The organism is Colwellia asteriadis, from assembly GCF_039523295.1.
GTDB lineage: Bacteria > Pseudomonadota > Gammaproteobacteria > Enterobacterales > Alteromonadaceae > Colwellia > Colwellia asteriadis.
In genome coordinates this window covers 139679-155857 of sequence record NZ_BAAAFA010000004.1, presented here as the reverse complement: position 1 = coordinate 155857, position 16179 = coordinate 139679, and the positions used below count along the sequence as shown (strand labels likewise).

General features: G+C 38.3%; 14 protein-coding genes. 3 read left to right on the top strand and 11 right to left on the bottom strand.

The window, feature by feature from the left end:
- Positions 1-6 precede the first annotated feature (6 nt).
- The 8 genes from fliI to ABD005_RS07130 form a co-directional block, all read right to left on the bottom strand.
- The gene (gene fliI / locus ABD005_RS07165) at positions 7-1374 is read right to left on the bottom strand and encodes a flagellar protein export ATPase FliI (protein WP_343816627.1); all 1368 of its coding nucleotides are present in this window, start codon (positions 1372-1374) and stop codon (positions 7-9) included.
- 59 nt (positions 1375-1433) lie between these two features.
- A complete protein-coding gene (gene fliH / locus ABD005_RS07160) occupies positions 1434-2231 on the bottom strand; it encodes a flagellar assembly protein FliH (RefSeq protein WP_343816626.1) in 798 nt (265 codons plus the stop codon).
- 67 nt (positions 2232-2298) lie between these two features.
- Positions 2299-3348, bottom strand: coding sequence for a flagellar motor switch protein FliG (gene fliG, locus ABD005_RS07155; protein ID WP_215979548.1), 1050 nt, complete (start codon positions 3346-3348; stop codon positions 2299-2301).
- Complete coding sequence (fliF, locus tag ABD005_RS07150) at positions 3341-5029, bottom strand: flagellar basal-body MS-ring/collar protein FliF (protein ID WP_215979568.1); 1689 nt, start codon at positions 5027-5029, stop codon at positions 3341-3343. Before fliF ends, fliG begins: the two co-directional genes overlap by 8 nt.
- A gap of 139 nt (positions 5030-5168) precedes the next feature.
- A complete protein-coding gene (gene fliE / locus ABD005_RS07145) occupies positions 5169-5522 on the bottom strand; it encodes a flagellar hook-basal body complex protein FliE (protein WP_215979549.1) in 354 nt (117 codons plus the stop codon).
- A gap of 309 nt (positions 5523-5831) precedes the next feature.
- Positions 5832-7172, bottom strand: a complete 1341-nt coding sequence (locus ABD005_RS07140; RefSeq protein WP_252738836.1) for a sigma-54-dependent transcriptional regulator — start codon at positions 7170-7172, stop codon at positions 5832-5834.
- Positions 7172-8494 carry a sensor histidine kinase gene (locus ABD005_RS07135; protein ID WP_343816625.1) on the bottom strand — a complete coding sequence of 441 codons (1323 nt, stop codon included), beginning with the start codon at positions 8492-8494 and terminating at the stop codon, positions 7172-7174. Before ABD005_RS07135 ends, ABD005_RS07140 begins: the two co-directional genes overlap by 1 nt.
- Positions 8495-8649: 155 nt before the next feature.
- Entirely contained in the window at positions 8650-10164 is a 1515-nt protein-coding gene (locus ABD005_RS07130) for a sigma-54 dependent transcriptional regulator (RefSeq protein WP_425544886.1), read from the bottom strand.
- A 378-nt stretch (positions 10165-10542) separates the two neighbouring features.
- On the opposite strand from ABD005_RS07130, the gene pseB reads away from it, so the two are divergent.
- From pseB to ABD005_RS07115, 3 genes are all read left to right on the top strand, one after another.
- Positions 10543-11544: a UDP-N-acetylglucosamine 4,6-dehydratase (inverting) gene (gene pseB, locus ABD005_RS07125; RefSeq protein WP_343816795.1), complete on the top strand. Its 1002-nt coding sequence runs from the start codon at positions 10543-10545 to the stop codon at positions 11542-11544.
- Positions 11541-12692 (top strand): UDP-4-amino-4,6-dideoxy-N-acetyl-beta-L-altrosamine transaminase, encoded by a 1152-nt coding sequence (gene pseC / locus ABD005_RS07120; RefSeq protein WP_343816623.1) that lies wholly within the window; start codon positions 11541-11543, stop codon positions 12690-12692. Before pseB ends, pseC begins: the two co-directional genes overlap by 4 nt.
- A 69-nt stretch (positions 12693-12761) precedes the next feature.
- Positions 12762-13616, top strand: a complete 855-nt coding sequence (locus ABD005_RS07115) for an aldo/keto reductase (protein ID WP_343816621.1) — start codon at positions 12762-12764, stop codon at positions 13614-13616.
- On the opposite strand, the gene ABD005_RS07110 is transcribed toward ABD005_RS07115, so the two are convergent.
- From ABD005_RS07110 to ABD005_RS07100, 3 genes are read right to left on the bottom strand one after another with little or no spacing between them, the layout of a single operon-like run.
- The gene (locus ABD005_RS07110; protein ID WP_343816619.1) at positions 13594-14304 is read right to left on the bottom strand and encodes an acylneuraminate cytidylyltransferase family protein; all 711 of its coding nucleotides are present in this window, start codon (positions 14302-14304) and stop codon (positions 13594-13596) included. The genes ABD005_RS07115 and ABD005_RS07110 overlap by 23 nt on opposite strands.
- Positions 14305-14307: 3 nt before the next feature.
- Positions 14308-15471 (bottom strand): pyridoxal phosphate-dependent aminotransferase, encoded by a 1164-nt coding sequence (locus ABD005_RS07105; protein ID WP_343816617.1) that lies wholly within the window; start codon positions 15469-15471, stop codon positions 14308-14310.
- Positions 15461-16177 (bottom strand): RraA family protein, encoded by a 717-nt coding sequence (locus tag ABD005_RS07100; protein ID WP_343816615.1) that lies wholly within the window; start codon positions 16175-16177, stop codon positions 15461-15463. Before ABD005_RS07100 ends, ABD005_RS07105 begins: the two co-directional genes overlap by 11 nt.
- Positions 16178-16179: the final 2 nt, after the last annotated feature.

Here is a 16179-nt window from a genome sequence, read left to right as displayed (position 1 = left end):
TCTGCCTTAGCCGTTAGCATGTTGCTGCTGATTAGCACTAGCATTCGCCGCCGCTATAATTTCTTGTAACTGGCTTATACTCTGCTCATAAGGGATCACTTCATCAATTTGCTGTTGTAAGAAAAAGTTAATTACTGGTTGAACATTAATGGCTTGATCGATACGAGGGTCGTTGCCTTTGGTATAAGCGCCAATAGAAATGAGATCTTTGTTTTGCTGGTACAGTGAATAAATTTGTTTTAATTGTCGCGCTAAAGTTTGATGTTCTTTGCTAGTAACCATTGGCATAACACGAGAGATAGAGCCTTCAATATCAACAGCAGGGTAATGTCCTGAATCGGCAAGCTCTCGTGATAAAACGACATGGCCATCAAGAATAGCGCGAGATGCATCAGCAATAGGGTCTTGTAAATCATCCCCTTCTGTTAACACGGTATAAAAGGCGGTAATAGAGCCTTGCCCTTCCCCGCCATTACCTGCTCGCTCAACCAGTTGGGGTAATTTAGAAAAAACTGATGGTGGATAACCTTTTGTTGCAGGCGGCTCACCTACGGCCAGCGCTATTTCCCTTTGGGCTTGCGCATATCGTGTTAACGAGTCTAATAATAATAAAACATTTAAACCTTGATCACGAAAGTACTCACTAATTTGTACTGCAGTTTCACAACCTTTTAAACGCATTAAAGGTGAGTTATCTGCTGGTGCAGCAACAACTACCGCACGTTCACGCCCTTGCTCACCTAAAATTTCTTCAATAAACTCTTTTACTTCACGCCCACGCTCACCTACTAGCCCAACCACAACAACATCGGCGGTGGTACCACGTGTCATCATTCCCATCAAAACACTTTTACCAACACCTGAGCCGGCAAAAAGTCCCATACGTTGCCCTTTGCCAACACTAATAAAACTATTAATAGACCGTACGCCAACATCGAGTACTTCGGTAATTGCACGGCGAGATAATGGATTAATGGGTGTTTGATCAAGGTGATAGTCTTCGGTGACTTTAATTGGTCCTTTACCATCAATAGGGCTGCCAACGCCATTAATAACACGACCTAACAATGCCATTGACAACGGAAGTTTCATTTTATTGCTAACAGGTAGTACTCGAGCTCCTGGTAATACACCACGTAAACTCTCTTCGGGCATGAGAAAGGTAATTTCTTGTGAAAAGCCAATAACTTCAGCGAGTAAATCACCATGTGCCGTTTCAACAATGCATTGACTGCCAATATGCGCTTTTACACCTACCGCTTCTAAAGTTAGACCAACCACACGTACTAAGCGCCCAGCAACAGGTTGTTTAAAAGGGGTTATGAAGGTTTGGCTTTTTTTAAGTCGCTCAGTTAGACGAACACTATCAACCATATTGTTTTATTACCTTTTCGGCGATTACGCTAAAGTGTGAACAGCGTAATTATTGACGTTTATTCTTGATGAATAGCGTCTTGCAAGAAAGGTTCCAGCACTTGTTTTAAACGTGTTTTAACTTGCAGATCAATATTCGATGTGCTGTTTTCTATTTGGCAACTACCTTGAGATAACTGTGGTGCAGGTAATAAACGCCAGCCACTTTCATTAATATGCTCAACGCCAAATTGCGCCTCAACAATTTTAATATCATCAGGATGTAAATAAATTTGTGTTTGTGCATCATGGCTAGGTAAACTTTTAATGCCCGTAGAAATAGCCGCCATTAAAATGTCAGGGTGGGTTTTAGCTTCTTGCAACACTACAGCTTCGGTTAGCTGCACCACTAAATTTAGCAGTTGCTCTTCGACATTTTTATCCACGGTGGCTAATGGCTGATGAAGTTGTTCAACAAGGTTTTGCCAATTTTGAGCAAGCTGTTCAATAGTTTCTTTACCAGTCTCTAAACCTTGTGCGGTTCCTTCTTCAATACCTTGTGCTGTGCCTTCTTCTAATCCTTGTGCTTTACCTTCTTCAACACCAACAGCAAAACCTTCTTCTTTACCTTGATTAAAGCCCTCTTCATACGCTGCTTGGCGTATTTCATCAATTTCTTCCACCGTTAAAGGTTCAGGCTCTGATGCTGGTTCTTCAGGAGGCTCAAAAACCCAGCCCTTTTTTTTACCAAGGGCATTGGTTTTTTCAGTCTCTTCTAAGCTTTCGTTAGCTTGCACATCAGGTAACGGCCACACATCTGAGCTTTCGTGTTGTGCCGCTTTAATTACCCTTACAGGAGACTTACCTGCTTCTGTCATATTAGTTACCTTATTGCGCTATTTAAATGCTTTGTATTTTACTATGCTAAGGAAGTGATACGTGACTTTATAAGAACTCGTCACCACCACCACCACCACCAAGCATAATTTCACCTGCGTCAGATAAACGTCGCGCAATAGAAAGGATCTCTTTTTGTGCCGCTTCTACTTCACTGATGCGTACAGGTCCCATAGCCTCTAAATCATCAGCTAACATTTCAGCCGCACGTTTAGACATATTACTTAAAATTTTCTCTTTTAAGGCTTCATCTGTACCTTTAATCGCTTTCATTAAGGCTTCTTGTTGTACTTCACGTAAAATAGCTTGCATGCCTCTGTCATCAACATCCGCTAAGTTTTCAAAGACGAACATTAAGTCTTGAATTTGTTGACTCATTTCTTCATCATTTTCACGAATTGAGTCCATTAGCATACCTTCTACGTTGGTATCTAAATAGTTCATAATGTCTGCTGCTGCTTTCAAACCACCCATTTTCGCAGCTTGTGCACCCGCTTGACCAGCAAACTGTTTTTCCATAATTTCATTCAATTCTTGTAATGCTGCAGGTTGTACTTCTTCTAAATTGGCAATACGCATCATTAAATCTAAACGTACTTTTTCAGTAAACTGTCCAACAATTTCCGCTGATTGCTCTGGCTCTAAATAGGATAAAACAATGGTTTGAATTTGAGGATGTTCGTTACGAATAATATTGGCTACTTGCTTTGAGTCCATCCATTTCAATGAATCAAGGCCTTTAGCGCCACCACCCATCACTATTTGGTCAATTAAGTTACCAGCTTTATCTTCACCTAAGGCAGCAGTTAATGCGCGACGTACAAACTCTTCACTTTGGAAGCCAATGGTAGAGAAGTTTTGAATTTCTTGAATAAATAACTTATGAACAGCGGTTATTTTTTCTTGCGTAAAATCTTCCATTGCAGCCATTACAGTACCAACTTGCTGTACCTGTTTTGGCTCAAGGTGTTTTAAAATTTGTGCAGCGTCTTCTTCCGATAAACTCAGTAATAAGATTGCAGCTTTTTCAGCGCCTTCCAGCTTATCAACGTCAAAGCCACCACTTGACGCTGTCATTTCTTGGGATTCATCACTCATCTTCGTTCAACCAACTTTTAACTACTTGCGATGATAACTCTGGCTCATTTGCTACTAGCGCACGAACCGCTTTTAAAATATCTTCATCTCGATGTAAGTCAGGTAACTGTAGACTACCATCTGGCGCAAAACCAACCGCTCCAGCATCGAAGTCTGACGTTAACATGTCCATAGTCTCATCACCAAGATCAATGTGGCTATCTAGTGATTTATCACCGTAATCTTGTGGTGTTTGGTCAGGATAAATTAAGCGTTTCAACATTGGGCGTACTACCGCTAAGATTAGAACAATAATCACCAACGCACCTAACACTAATTTTAATACTTTAACAAACCAAGGTTGCTGCCAAATAGGTAGTTCTACCGCAGGACCTAAGTCAGGACGATTAAATGGAATAGTTACGACCTCTAAAACATCGCCACGTTGTAAATCAAACCCGATACTGCCTTGAAGTAATCGACGAATACTGGCAATTTCAGCGACTGATCTTGGTACCGCTTGTCCTGCAACGCTTGGTTCCCCCTCAACCGGGGTAGAAGCTGCACCAGCAACATAATCTAAAGCAACAGAAACACTCACTCTTCTTACAACGCCTGTTTGCTGTTTTGTATGACTAATAGCTTCATCTAGCTCATAATTTTTAGTTGATTCTGAATGCTTACGGCTTGGCATCGTTTTTTGTTGTCCACCAACAGCATCTTCTGGAATATTTGATTCAAGTGGTGGTTGATTTGTTAATGCACCAGGGATACCACCAACGGTACCGCCGATATTACTGGTTTCAACTTTCATTTCGCTACGTAGCGCAGGTAAGTCTGGATTGTAACGACGTTGGGTTTCTTCAACATTGGTAAAGTCCATGGTTACATCCACTTGCGCGGTGTAGTTACCTAAACCAACCACAGGAATAAGAATGCTATCTATTTTGTCGTTGTATTCTTGCTCTCGTTTTTGCTCTATTTCAAACTCTTTGCGTGAACGTGAAGACGTTGTATCTTGTGATCCTGAGTTTAGTAAACGGCCATTTTGATCAGTAACGGTAACTCGATTAGGATTTAACCCTTGTACTGCTGAGGCAATAATATCAACCACAGAGTCAACTTCTTCTTCTGATAATAAACGACCACGTTGTAGTGTTAATACTGCCGTTGCTGAAGGGTTTTTCTCACGGCGAGCAAAAACATTTTCACGAGGGATAGCAAGTAATACTCTTGCTCGGCTAACACTTTGTAATTGTTCAATGGTTTTTGCTAGTTGCTGCTCTCGACCAAACTTTAATCGTTCACGCTCAAGACGTTGGCTAACACCAAAGCCCATATCTTTCATTAATATATCTTCACCTTGAGAAGGCTCTTTAGTTAGCCCTTCACGCGCTAGTAATAATTTAATATCTTGATATTGGTCTGTTGGTACTGAAAGAGTGTTATTTTCTTGACGGTATTCCACTTCATTGGCGTCAAGAAAATCCATGGTTTTGATAAGCTGTTCGGTCGGTAGTTTAGCAAGTGAGCGATACTCTGGCTCATTCGCCAAAATAATCACAAAAATAGCAATAGCTAAACAAATAGTTAAGGCAACAACTAAAGTAACTTGACGCATAAAGTCAACATTACCAATAGCAGCAGAAAAGCCTGATTTTTGCTCTTCCATGCCATTATTGTCATTTTCATTAGCAAGCATATCGTTACTATTATCTGTTGCTACTATCGCATTGGTATCGGACACTTCGCTTCTCCGGAGGACTTATTATTTACGTCTAAGTTATATTGTTGATTGATGAATAACTTGAGACTTAGTAGGTCTATAAAGTAGTTACACTTTAAACAGGCATACTCATAATTTCTTTATAAGCTTCAACAAACTTATTTCGTATTTGTACTGTGGCATCTAATGCGATACCTGACTTAGAAGAGGCAACCATCACTTGCGCTAATGTGACATTGCTATCACCCATTTCAAAAGCCATTTTCTTTGCGCCAGCATCTTTTTGTAAATCATTAACATTTTTTAGAGCATCAGTGAGCATATTGCCAAAATTACTGGTTGATTGGTTCGGCTGCCCTACGTTACCTACACCAATAGAGTCGCCATTCGCTACAGGAAGTTTATTACCCATAGCCTGTAATGACATACTTTGCATTTGGTTATATAAAGAGTTGCTTTTGATATCCATAGGTTTCTCACTTGTGTCAATTATTCGCTGCAATGGCGATTACTTAGTGAAAATGCAAGCATAATGCCAACAAGGAAATGTATTTTACAATCAGATATTGTCAAACAAAAACAACAAGATAAAGACTAATCGAACGCACTAAAGAAAGAGGAATTAGCGTCATCAAAGTAGCATGCAGCTAATAATACGTGAAGTGCTACGATCGTTTATTCGTGAAGGTAACAACATGAGTGTTGAGTTAGCGATAAAATAACGCCGATAAAAATAGCGCCAATAAAGGCGCTATAAAAAAGTTAACCAACACTAAAACTACGCGGGTATTTCAATGCCCGACTCGCGCATTTTAGCAATTTTATAACGTAATGTTCGGGGGCTAATACCTAGTCGTTCAGCAACGTCTTTACGACTGCCGTGACAGGCGAGTAGTGTGTCTAAAATTATTTGATGTTCTTGCAATTTAAGTTCACTGCCTAGCTTATCGTCTGAGACAATAGCTTTTTCAACATCGCTCACGCTTGCTGTTTCAAAGTTTTCAATTAGTAAGTCACTGGCGTCAATAACATTATCACTTTGTAAAATGAGCGCACGCTGCACAACATTATCTAACTCTCGAACATTACCAGGCCAATGATAAGCGTTTAGTTTACTACGCGCTGCGGCTGAAAACTCAGCAATAACTTGCCCTGACTCTTGGCAATGGCGTGCAACTAAATGCTGTGCTAGTACTAAAATATCATCAACACGCTCAGCTAGTGGTAACCATGTTAATGGAAAAACATTCAAGCGATAATATAAGTCTTCTCTAAAAACGCCCTCTTTTACGGCATCTTTTAAGTTACGGTTGCTGGTGGCAATAATACGCACATTTAAACTAATCGTTTTTCTGCCACCTAAGCGCTCTACTTCTCGCTCTTGTAATACCCGTAAAATTTTAGCTTGTAAACCTAAATCCATTTCTGTTATTTCATCGAGTAAAATAGTGCCACCTTGCGCTTGTTCAAACTTACCAGGACAAGCCTGTATAGCACCAGTAAATGCCCCTTTTTCATAACCAAAAAGAGTCGCTTCAAGCATATTTTCAGGAATGGCAGCACAATTAATGGCAACAAAAGGTTGGTCATTACGCTTAGAGCTATAATGCACGTACTGCGCTAACACTTCTTTACCAGAGCCACTTGGCCCTAAAATCATCACAGAGGCCTCTGTTGTTGCTACTTTTTTCGCCAGTGATAATAACTCTAACGAACGTTTATCAGCGACTACTGGCATACATTTATTAATAACGACTGGCGGAATGTACTGACTTACCATATTTAGTAATACTTCAGGTGCAAATGGTTTGGCAATATAATTACATGCTCCATCTTGCATAGCTTGTACAGCATCATCAATGGTACCGTATGCTGTCATTAATAATACCGGTAAGTTAGGTTGCTGCGCTTTAATACTTTTGAGTAAAGATAAACCAGACATCCCCCCCATTTGTACATCACTGATCACGATATCAATAGCATGATTTTTTAATAATAATAATGCATTTTCACCTGAATCTGCTTCAACGCAAACATACCCTCCTAAAGATAAGGTATCAACTAACGCTTCGCGTAAGCCTGCATCATCTTCAACAACAAGTACTTTATGCATGGTCATTAGTGCTCTCCTACATGATGTTCTGGCGATGTGTTTGATTTAGTCTGTGTCGTAAGCATTAATGGTAAGCGAATAACAAAATGCGCTCCTTCACCTGCTTTACTAATAAGCTTCACATCACCTTGATGGGCATTAACTACTGATTTAACAACAGCAAGCCCTAACCCTGTACCTTGACTACTTGAGGTATAGAAAGGTTCGAAAATTTTGTCTTTATTCGGTACATCAATCCCCGGACCATTATCCTTAACGCTCAAATAAATATTATTTTCTTGGCTATAAACTTGAATGTTAATCACGGTTTGTTGTGTTAGCACTGCAGCTTTTAAGGCGTTGTGTAATAAATTTTGTATTGCACCTGTTAATGCACTTTTATTACCTAAAATGGTATGTTCTTCCGTTGAAAGTTGTAAATTAACTTGTGCTTTAGCTTTAGTTAATAAGGCATCCATTGATTGCACTGAACTATTAATGAGGTCATTTACCACTACCGGCGCCACAACTTGCTCAGTGCCGCTTTTAGAAAATAACAGCATGTCATTAACTTGTTGTTCTAAATCATATAAACGAGCATTTAACTTTTCTTGAAAGCTTAAACGGGACGCCTCTGGCAGTTGGCTATTTTTTAAATTAGCACCATATAGAATGGCCGCAGATAATGGGGTTCTAATTTGATGTGCGAGTGTTGACACCATGCGCCCTAATGAAGAAAGACGCTGCATTTGCCCTATTTTATCTTGTAGCAAGCGTGTTTGAGTTAAGTCTGTGATCATAATTAACTGCCCAGGTTGAGCACCTAAACTGCTAATTTCTAATTTAACGCGACGACCATCTTTTAATGATATTTCGTGCCAGTCATCCTCTCTGGGATTAAATGATCGAGCAATCACTTCAAACCAAGGCTGCCCTAAAATAGGCTCATCAAGTAAGTGGCTAGCGACTTTATTGATTCTGACAACAATACCGTTACCATCAAGCATAACTAAACCTGTTGGCATAACGTCAATAAGTTGATCCGCTAATTGATTTTTTTGAGTAATATTTTGATTGAATTGTGGAGAAGTTTGCTCAGCTAATTGTGCTCGAAGAGACGCAAGTTCACCTGGAAATGACTCTTGCGCTAAGGAAACATGGCGTGTAGGCGCTTTAGCTTTACGCGCCACAAAATTAACGCCTTTATGATTTAAAGTACTATGTAAACCAGCGACATCATTATTAAGCTCGCTTTCAAAAGCGGCGCCAAAACTAGCATTCGCTTTAGCATCAAGGTTTGAACTATTTTTAGGGTCTAGTTTTATTGTTTGTGCTGTCACATGTGTCATAAATAAGTACTCAATTAAAAATTAACTCAGTACTTACAAAGCATTTAACATGCCATTTATTTATTCAAATAAAATCATACACCTACAACACAAAAAACTTAAAACCTGTAATTTAACACCCTAAATAACTGTCAAGACATTGACTCATTACTAAACTATTCATTTGGTTTTTGTAAGTCATATTTACGCATTTTTTCCACTAATGTTGTTCTGCGCATACCTAATGTTTCAGCAGCTCGAGCAACAACATAATCATGTTTCACTAATGATTGAGTAATAAGAGAAACCTCTAACTCGGCAAGATGCTCTTTAAGGTTTAAGCCCTCGTCAGGCAGCAGGCCCGTATTATTGTTTTCTACTATGTTGGCATCAGTAGTGTTATCGACAATTGTACTTTCTGGAGCATCATTATCATCGATATCGTCATAATCGAACCCAGCAAAAAGTTCATTAATCGCATCTTGCTCTTGTAGCTCTTCAGGGTACTCTGGATTATATGCCTCAATATCAATATGTTGATATTTTCGAGGTAACTCTGTCACATCAACTATTTGGTCGCCATACATAATAAGCATACGTTCAATCAAGTTTGAAAGCTCTCTGACATTACCTGGCCAAGGATGCTCCATTAACGACTCAATCGCTTTTTCAGTAAAACGTACAGTTTTACCTTGTTCACTTTCAAAACGAGATAACAACTCTTTTAACAGTAAAGGAATGTCTTCTTTACGCTCACGTAATGATGGCGTTTCAACGGGAAAAACATTGAGCCGATAGAATAAATCTTCACGAAAGCTACCTTCTTTGATCATGTCTTCTAAGTTTTGGTGGGTCGCTGCAACAATACGTACATCCGCTTTAATACTTTTGCTGCCGCCTACTCGTTCAAAGGTACGCTCTTGTAATACGCGCAGTAGTTTAACTTGCATTGGTTGCGGCATATCACCTATTTCATCTAAAAATAAAGTGCCGCCTTCAGCTAGTTCAAATCGGCCTTTACGAGTAGAGATAGCTCCTGTAAAAGCACCTTTTTCATGACCAAATAATTCACTTTCAAGTAACTCTGCGGGGATAGCGCCACAGTTAACGGGCACAAAAGTCCCCTTAGCACGATCAGATAGGTTGTGTATATTACGAGCGACCACTTCTTTACCGGTACCTGACTCTCCAAGTACGAGAACACTCGCGGGTGTTTTGGCAACTTGCTCAATTAGAAAACGTACTTCTGACATGGCTTTACTTGATCCAACAAGTGAACGAAATAAAGCACTTGAGGTAAATTGAGCGCCTGTGCGTGGTAATTTATTAAAGTATTGGTGACAGTGGTGGATCTGCTCTGTTAATTGGGCATAGTTTAAAGGAACTTGTAAAGAGCCAATAACATTCATTAAACCAGCAAGAGCATTTGCATCAATAACATCATGTAATAAAAAAGGAGTGCTAGGATTTTTTTTAATAATATCGCTTGTATTATTGCTAATGTCCCCAGTAACAATTACGGTTATATAGTTACTATTTTTCGATAATTTTTCAGCAAGATCATCTTGTTCACAATGTTCAAAGTACTCACCCACAAACGATAATACCGTTGTTATTTGTTGTGAACGAACAGGTTCATTATCAACAACTAATATCTTCTTATGGTCTAACGCTTGATTCATATCATTCATATACAACCCAGTTCTTTAAAATATCACTATTATCAGCACTTCACTTTTTATAGTAGCGCTTGATTAACTAAAATCAACAAAATATTGACGCTTTAATTGAAAAAAGCCGAATAAGACGAATTATTGACACTTAACTGTGTGGTTAATCGACAAAGGCTTTTAGCTCTGAAGAGCTACGCTCCAACATTAAATAAATAATTTACTTTTTTACTGATATTTTTCAATAATCTATTGTGTATCAACAACAGTAGGCACATAATTTGCGTTACTCTTGAATGTCGTTATAGTTAAACCTAAAGTAAATCACACATATGGTGGGCTTTACTCAACTATAACAAGCATCCTAAATACACGTGTGAGGCAAAAATGACCACATCAATGTTCGACAATAAAAGCATTTTGATCACTGGAGGCACCGGCTCTTTTGGTAAGAAATATGTAGAAACATTACTAAAAAGCCATAACCCTAAAAAAATCATTATTTACTCACGCGATGAATTAAAGCAATTTGAAATGCAACAGGTCTTTAATCAACCTTGCATGCGTTACTTTATTGGTGATGTTCGTGATAAAGAGCGCTTAACTCGTGCTATGCGCGGTGTTAATTTTGTTATTCATGCTGCAGCAATGAAACAAGTACCTGCGGCAGAGTACAACCCAATGGAATGTGTTAAAACCAACATTAATGGCGCTGAAAATGTTATTGATGCGGCTTTAGATAATAATGTTGAAAAAGTTATCGCACTTTCAACAGACAAAGCAGCTAACCCTATTAACTTATATGGTGCAACCAAACTCGCTTCCGATAAAATTTTTGTCGCTGCAAATAATATTGCTGGTGGTCATAAAACTACTTTTTCAGTAGTACGTTACGGTAATGTGGTTGGCTCACGAGGTTCAGTTGTGCCCTTTTTTCAAAAAATGATCAATGATGGCGCAGACCACTTACCTGTTACACATGAAAACATGACACGCTTTTGGATAACACTACAACAAGGTGTTGATTTTGTTCTTAAGAATTTTTCCCGGATGTACGGTGGTGAAATTTTTGTACCTAAAATCCCATCAATTAAAATTACCGATTTAGCCAGTGCTATGGCGCCAGATTTACCGCAAAAAATTGTCGGTATTCGCCCTGGTGAAAAATTGCATGAAGTGATGTGTCCTGGAGAGATTTGTTATAGCACCTTTGAGTTTGATGATCATTTTGTTATTGCGCCAGCGATAAAGTTTAGTAGCCGCAGTAACGATTTTACCGTCAATGCTATAAATGAAACCGGTAAGCCTGTTCCTGAAGGTTATGAGTATGACTCATTAAGTAACCCTAATTATTTATCGATTAAAGAAATCACTGAATTTAACCAACAGGTTGATCAATGATTCCATATGGAAAGCAACAAATATCACAAGCTGATATTGATGCAGTAACAGAGGTATTAACTTCTGATTATTTAACACAAGGCCCTAAGGTACCTTTATTTGAAAGTACACTTGCTAAGCTTTGCGGTAGTCAATTTGGTATTGCTGCTAACAGTGCTACATCAGCTTTACACATTGCCTGTTTAGCGCTAAATGTAGATAGTAAAGATATTGTCTGGACAACACCAATAACCTTTGTTGCTTCAGCTAACTGCGCTTTATATTGTGGCGCGAGTGTTGATTTTGTTGATATTGATATCGATACAGGCTTGATGTCAGTACAAGCATTACAACAAAAACTTGAGCAAGCCAAAAAGAGCAACACTTTACCTCTAGTGGTTATTCCTGTGCATTTAGCCGGACAGTCTTGTGATATGAAAAGCATTAAGGCACTTTCGTTAGAGTATGGTTTTAGCATTATTGAAGATGCTTCACATGCCATTGGCGGTCATTATCAAAATTTACCTATTGGTAATTGCCAGTACAGTGACATCACTATCTTTAGTTTCCACCCTGTAAAAATTGTTACATGTGCTGAAGGCGGCGTTGCCTTAACGAATAATGCCGATTTAGCTAAAAAAATGCAGCTTTATAGAAGTCACGGCATAACCAGTAACGCGCAAGACATGGACGAGGAAAGCCATGGCCCTTGGTATTATCAGCAAATCGCATTAGGCTTTAATTACCGAATGACTGAGTTACAAGCAGCTTTAGGTTTAAGTCAACTGACATGTTTAGAGGCTTTTGTTGCTAAACGCAACGCCCTCGCACAGGTTTATGATCAGGCATTTTCATCTTCAGCATTAACCAGCTTAACAACGACAACAGATAATTACTCAGCCTATCACTTATATATTGTTTTACTGCCTGATAGTGATAAAGAAAAGCATAAAGCCGTAATAACCGCACTACGCAACCGTGAAATATTCGCACACGTACATTATATTCCCGTACATTTACAACCCTTTTATAAAAAGCTTGGCTTCGCCGCTGGTGACTTTCCTGTTGCAGAAGAGTACTACTCCCGTGCTATTTCACTACCTCTATACCCTGAGTTAACCGAAGATGAGCAAGGCTATATTATAAAAACCATACTTGAGCTGTTATAACACCAACTAAAGCAGCTTTATAAAAGTGTTTAACAACAGCTATTACGTAACTAAGGGGTAATAAAAGTCATGAAAATCGCACTAGGCTCAGTCCAGTTTGGTTGCAACTACGGGATTTCTAATCAGCTTGGTCAAGTCAGTCATACCGAGATTGGCAACATATTAGCACTCGCTAAACAACATAATATTACCGTGATTGATACCGCTCCAGCCTATGGTAATAGTGAAAAAGTACTTGGTTTACAAAAACAAAGTAAAAGTTTTTCTTTTGTCACGAAAGTACCACCTCAACTCTCAATAAGTAAACTTGTTGCAAGCTGTCAAAACTCTCTAAAAGATCTAGACACTCAAAAACTATCAGGGCTTATGCTACACCATGGTGAAGCACTACTTGGAGGTGAAGGAAATAAAATTTATCAGCAGCTACAGCTAGCAAAAAAAAAGGGACTGACTGAAAAAATAGGTTGTTCCGTTTACAGTGCTAAACAAGCAATAGAAATTAGCAATAAATTTGATATTGATATTATCCAACTACCTGGAAATATTTTTGATCAAGAGATCTTAGGTGAAGTGGTAGGTAAAACGTTAAAAGAAAAGAATATAGAAATTCATGTTAGATCGCTATTTCTACAAGGCGTGGTTTTCTTACAGCCTAATACTTTGCCAGAACACCTCAAAATACTTGCACCAAAATTGGCAAAGCTAAAGCAAGTCTCCGTGGAAAAAAATAAATCTATGATAAGTTTAACACTTTCCCCTTTTATTAAGAGTAAGTACATCGACAAGCTGGTTATAGGCTGTTGTTCTTCGTTAGAGTTAAAAGAAATTATTCAAGGTTATCACTCGGCAATAGATCTCGATTGGGGTTATGATTCTTTTGCGGTCACAGATGAGAAAATAATTAAACCAAGCCTTTGGTCTTAAAATAACTATCCGTTAATTTTTGCCAGTCCTCTTCTATATCAACGTCAACTCCAATATTGTCAGGTAAAAAAACTGGCTGGATAGGTTTTAAATCAATTAACATTTTATACTGACGAGCCTGATCGGCATTAAAAATATAAAAACCACCGGCATCAGTAAATAGCTTAGGTAAGTCAGCCGTTGGCAGATTAAAGTTATTAGGAAACAAAGGACTAATGCTGCCATCGGTAGTTTGTATCATACCAAGTAAAGCTTCACTACCAATTTCCCTAACTGACATGACTAAGCTAGAGCTATTTTCAGATGCCGTACTCTGTTTGGTAAAGCTATCAATTCCTTGCTGAAAATAATGAGATGAAATTAACGCTGATGTTGCTAAAGTGAATAACACATCATCACTTGAGAAGTGCTGTTGAAACCGAGGCAGATCCTGCTTAACGAGATCCATAAAATTCGAACTATTATTAGATATCTTCTTGTTCCTTAACGATAATGTTGTTACTCCAGTATACTTATCAGCAATATCTTTAATCTCTTGGCTGTCTGTAGATATAGCAATGCCTTGTAAGCCAGAGGTGTTAAGTAAATTTTCAATTACATGACAAATGACAGGCTTACCATCTAATAAACGAATATTTTTTTTCTTTATACGGGTTGAACCTATTCTAGCAGGAATATAAGCAAACATTATTTACTTCAGCCTAATTAAAATATCTAATGCTTTAATGATATCCACCTCATTACTTGCGAAGGTCATACGAATACAGTGATCACTCTCTACACCAAAAGCAAGCCCTGGCGTAAAAGCAATATGTTCATGTTCCAATAGCTGCTTTACAAAAGTCATTGAGTTACTAGAAAAAGACGAAATATCAATGAATAAATAAAATGCTCCTTTAGGTATTACAATACAATGTTGTAACCAAGTACCGGATATTTTATTTATAATCAGCTCTCTTCTGCTAGAAAACAAGTCTAAGATGCTTTGTTTACTTTCTGGTGATTTTTGATGTGTTAAAGCAGAAACAGCGCCTGCTTGAACAAAACTATTAATTGAGGTGGTTATGTATTGTGTTAATTTATTAGCCTGAGCAACAAATTCCTTAGAGCCATATAGATAACCAATGCGCCAACCTGTCATCGCATACGATTTAGAAAAGCTAAATAAGGTTACAATGTAAGGGTTGTTAGGCAATATAGATTGCATTGAGTAGTGTTTATCTTCATACAGCAAATCTTCATAAACTTCATCTGAGATAATATATATTCCCTTATCAAAACAGTGCTGGCCAATACTTTGCAGTACATCCCTACTGTAAACAGCGCCTGTTGGGTTATTAGGACTATTTATAATGATAGCTTTAGTGTTTTGAGTAATAGCACATATAATGTCATTTAGGCTGGGGATAAAATCATTTTCAGCTCTGGCTTTAACAACTACTGGTTTAGCTCCTGCCAAAATAATATTACTATGGTAAGGCATCCAGTAGGGAGCAATAATAATGACCTCGTCACCATAATTAAGCAATGTTTGCAATGTTAAATACAAGCCATGCACAGCACCTTGCGTTACTAAAATATGATGAGACTTGGGTGAGGTAAATTTGTTCTGGCTGGCTAGTTTTTGTGTTATTGCAGCTTTTAATTCACTTACTCCACTTGAGGCACAGTAGTGTGTTTCTCCGCTAAGCATAGCCTGTTGACTCGCCTCACATATAAAATCAGGAGTGTTAAAGTCAGGATCTCCTGTTTGCATTTTTATAATGCTTTGCCCTGTTGCTTCAATATCACGAATTGAATTGGCTAATGAGACATTAATTGACTCTTCAACCTGTTGCAGTAGTTTATTCCACATTCGAATCATCGCCATCGAGAAGCTTATCTAATTCGGCTAACTGCTCTAAATGAACAGTAGAAAGTAAATTAGTTTCAGTTAAATAAGCGTTATCACACACTATTTTTTTTGTATCCCACTTCAAGCTATCTAGACAGAAAAACCAAATGTCTTCTTGCATTTCAATGCGGTGCAATTTAGTTAACATAGTTTCATTGATATTATCATTTTCAATGACCACCACACCACCATCGTCACAAACAGCAATAGCCCCATGAAACCTTTTTTCTATTACTGCTCGCTTATCTTTTGGAAATTCATCAGCAATTTCATTGAAGCAGCCTATAGGGCTAGTGCCATTACACCACACTTTAAATTTTGAGCGCTTTATTGAAGCAATGTCTCGTACTTTGCCATTAACCACAAGCGCTTTAGCTCCTCTATAAAGTAAAGCATATTTACTTACTAGATCGCCTAAAATTGCACGTTCACCGCAGTTGTGTGTAAACACAATAACAATATCATTTTCATTCACTTTGTTAATTTCATCGTGTACTTGATAATTTGACTCATTGGCGGTAAAAACGCAGTGAATTCTCCCAACTTCGTGAACATCATCAATAACCGGCAACACGTTAGGTAGAACTCCCTTTTTCCCTAATGCATCCGCAACTTCAGTGGTCGAAACTCTATTTTTTTTAATAAAAGAAATTATCTGCTCTTTCATAC

Excerpts from the sequence above, each read along its gene's own strand:
- pseB (WP_343816795.1), top strand. The coding sequence starts at position 10,543 with ATGTTCGACAATAAAAGCATTTTGATCACTGGAGGCACCGGCTCTTTT.
- ABD005_RS07100 (WP_343816615.1), bottom strand. The coding sequence starts at position 16,177 with ATGAAAGAGCAGATAATTTCTTTTATTAAAAAAAATAGAGTTTCGACC.
- fliG (WP_215979548.1), bottom strand. The coding sequence starts at position 3,348 with ATGAGTGATGAATCCCAAGAAATGACAGCGTCAAGTGGTGGCTTTGAC.
- fliI (WP_343816627.1), bottom strand. The coding sequence starts at position 1,374 with ATGGTTGATAGTGTTCGTCTAACTGAGCGACTTAAAAAAAGCCAAACC.
- ABD005_RS07115 (WP_343816621.1), top strand. The coding sequence starts at position 12,762 with ATGAAAATCGCACTAGGCTCAGTCCAGTTTGGTTGCAACTACGGGATT.
- pseC (WP_343816623.1), top strand. The coding sequence starts at position 11,541 with ATGATTCCATATGGAAAGCAACAAATATCACAAGCTGATATTGATGCA.
- fliF (WP_215979568.1), bottom strand. The coding sequence starts at position 5,029 with ATGCTTGCTAATGAAAATGACAATAATGGCATGGAAGAGCAAAAATCA.
- fliH (WP_343816626.1), bottom strand. The coding sequence starts at position 2,231 with ATGACAGAAGCAGGTAAGTCTCCTGTAAGGGTAATTAAAGCGGCACAA.
- fliE (WP_215979549.1), bottom strand. The coding sequence starts at position 5,522 with ATGGATATCAAAAGCAACTCTTTATATAACCAAATGCAAAGTATGTCA.
- ABD005_RS07140 (WP_252738836.1), bottom strand. The coding sequence starts at position 7,172 with ATGACCATGCATAAAGTACTTGTTGTTGAAGATGATGCAGGCTTACGC.
- ABD005_RS07135 (WP_343816625.1), bottom strand. The coding sequence starts at position 8,494 with ATGACACATGTGACAGCACAAACAATAAAACTAGACCCTAAAAATAGT.
- ABD005_RS07130 (WP_425544886.1), bottom strand. The coding sequence starts at position 10,164 with ATGAATGATATGAATCAAGCGTTAGACCATAAGAAGATATTAGTTGTT.
- ABD005_RS07110 (WP_343816619.1), bottom strand. The coding sequence starts at position 14,304 with ATGTTTGCTTATATTCCTGCTAGAATAGGTTCAACCCGTATAAAGAAA.
- ABD005_RS07105 (WP_343816617.1), bottom strand. The coding sequence starts at position 15,471 with ATGTGGAATAAACTACTGCAACAGGTTGAAGAGTCAATTAATGTCTCA.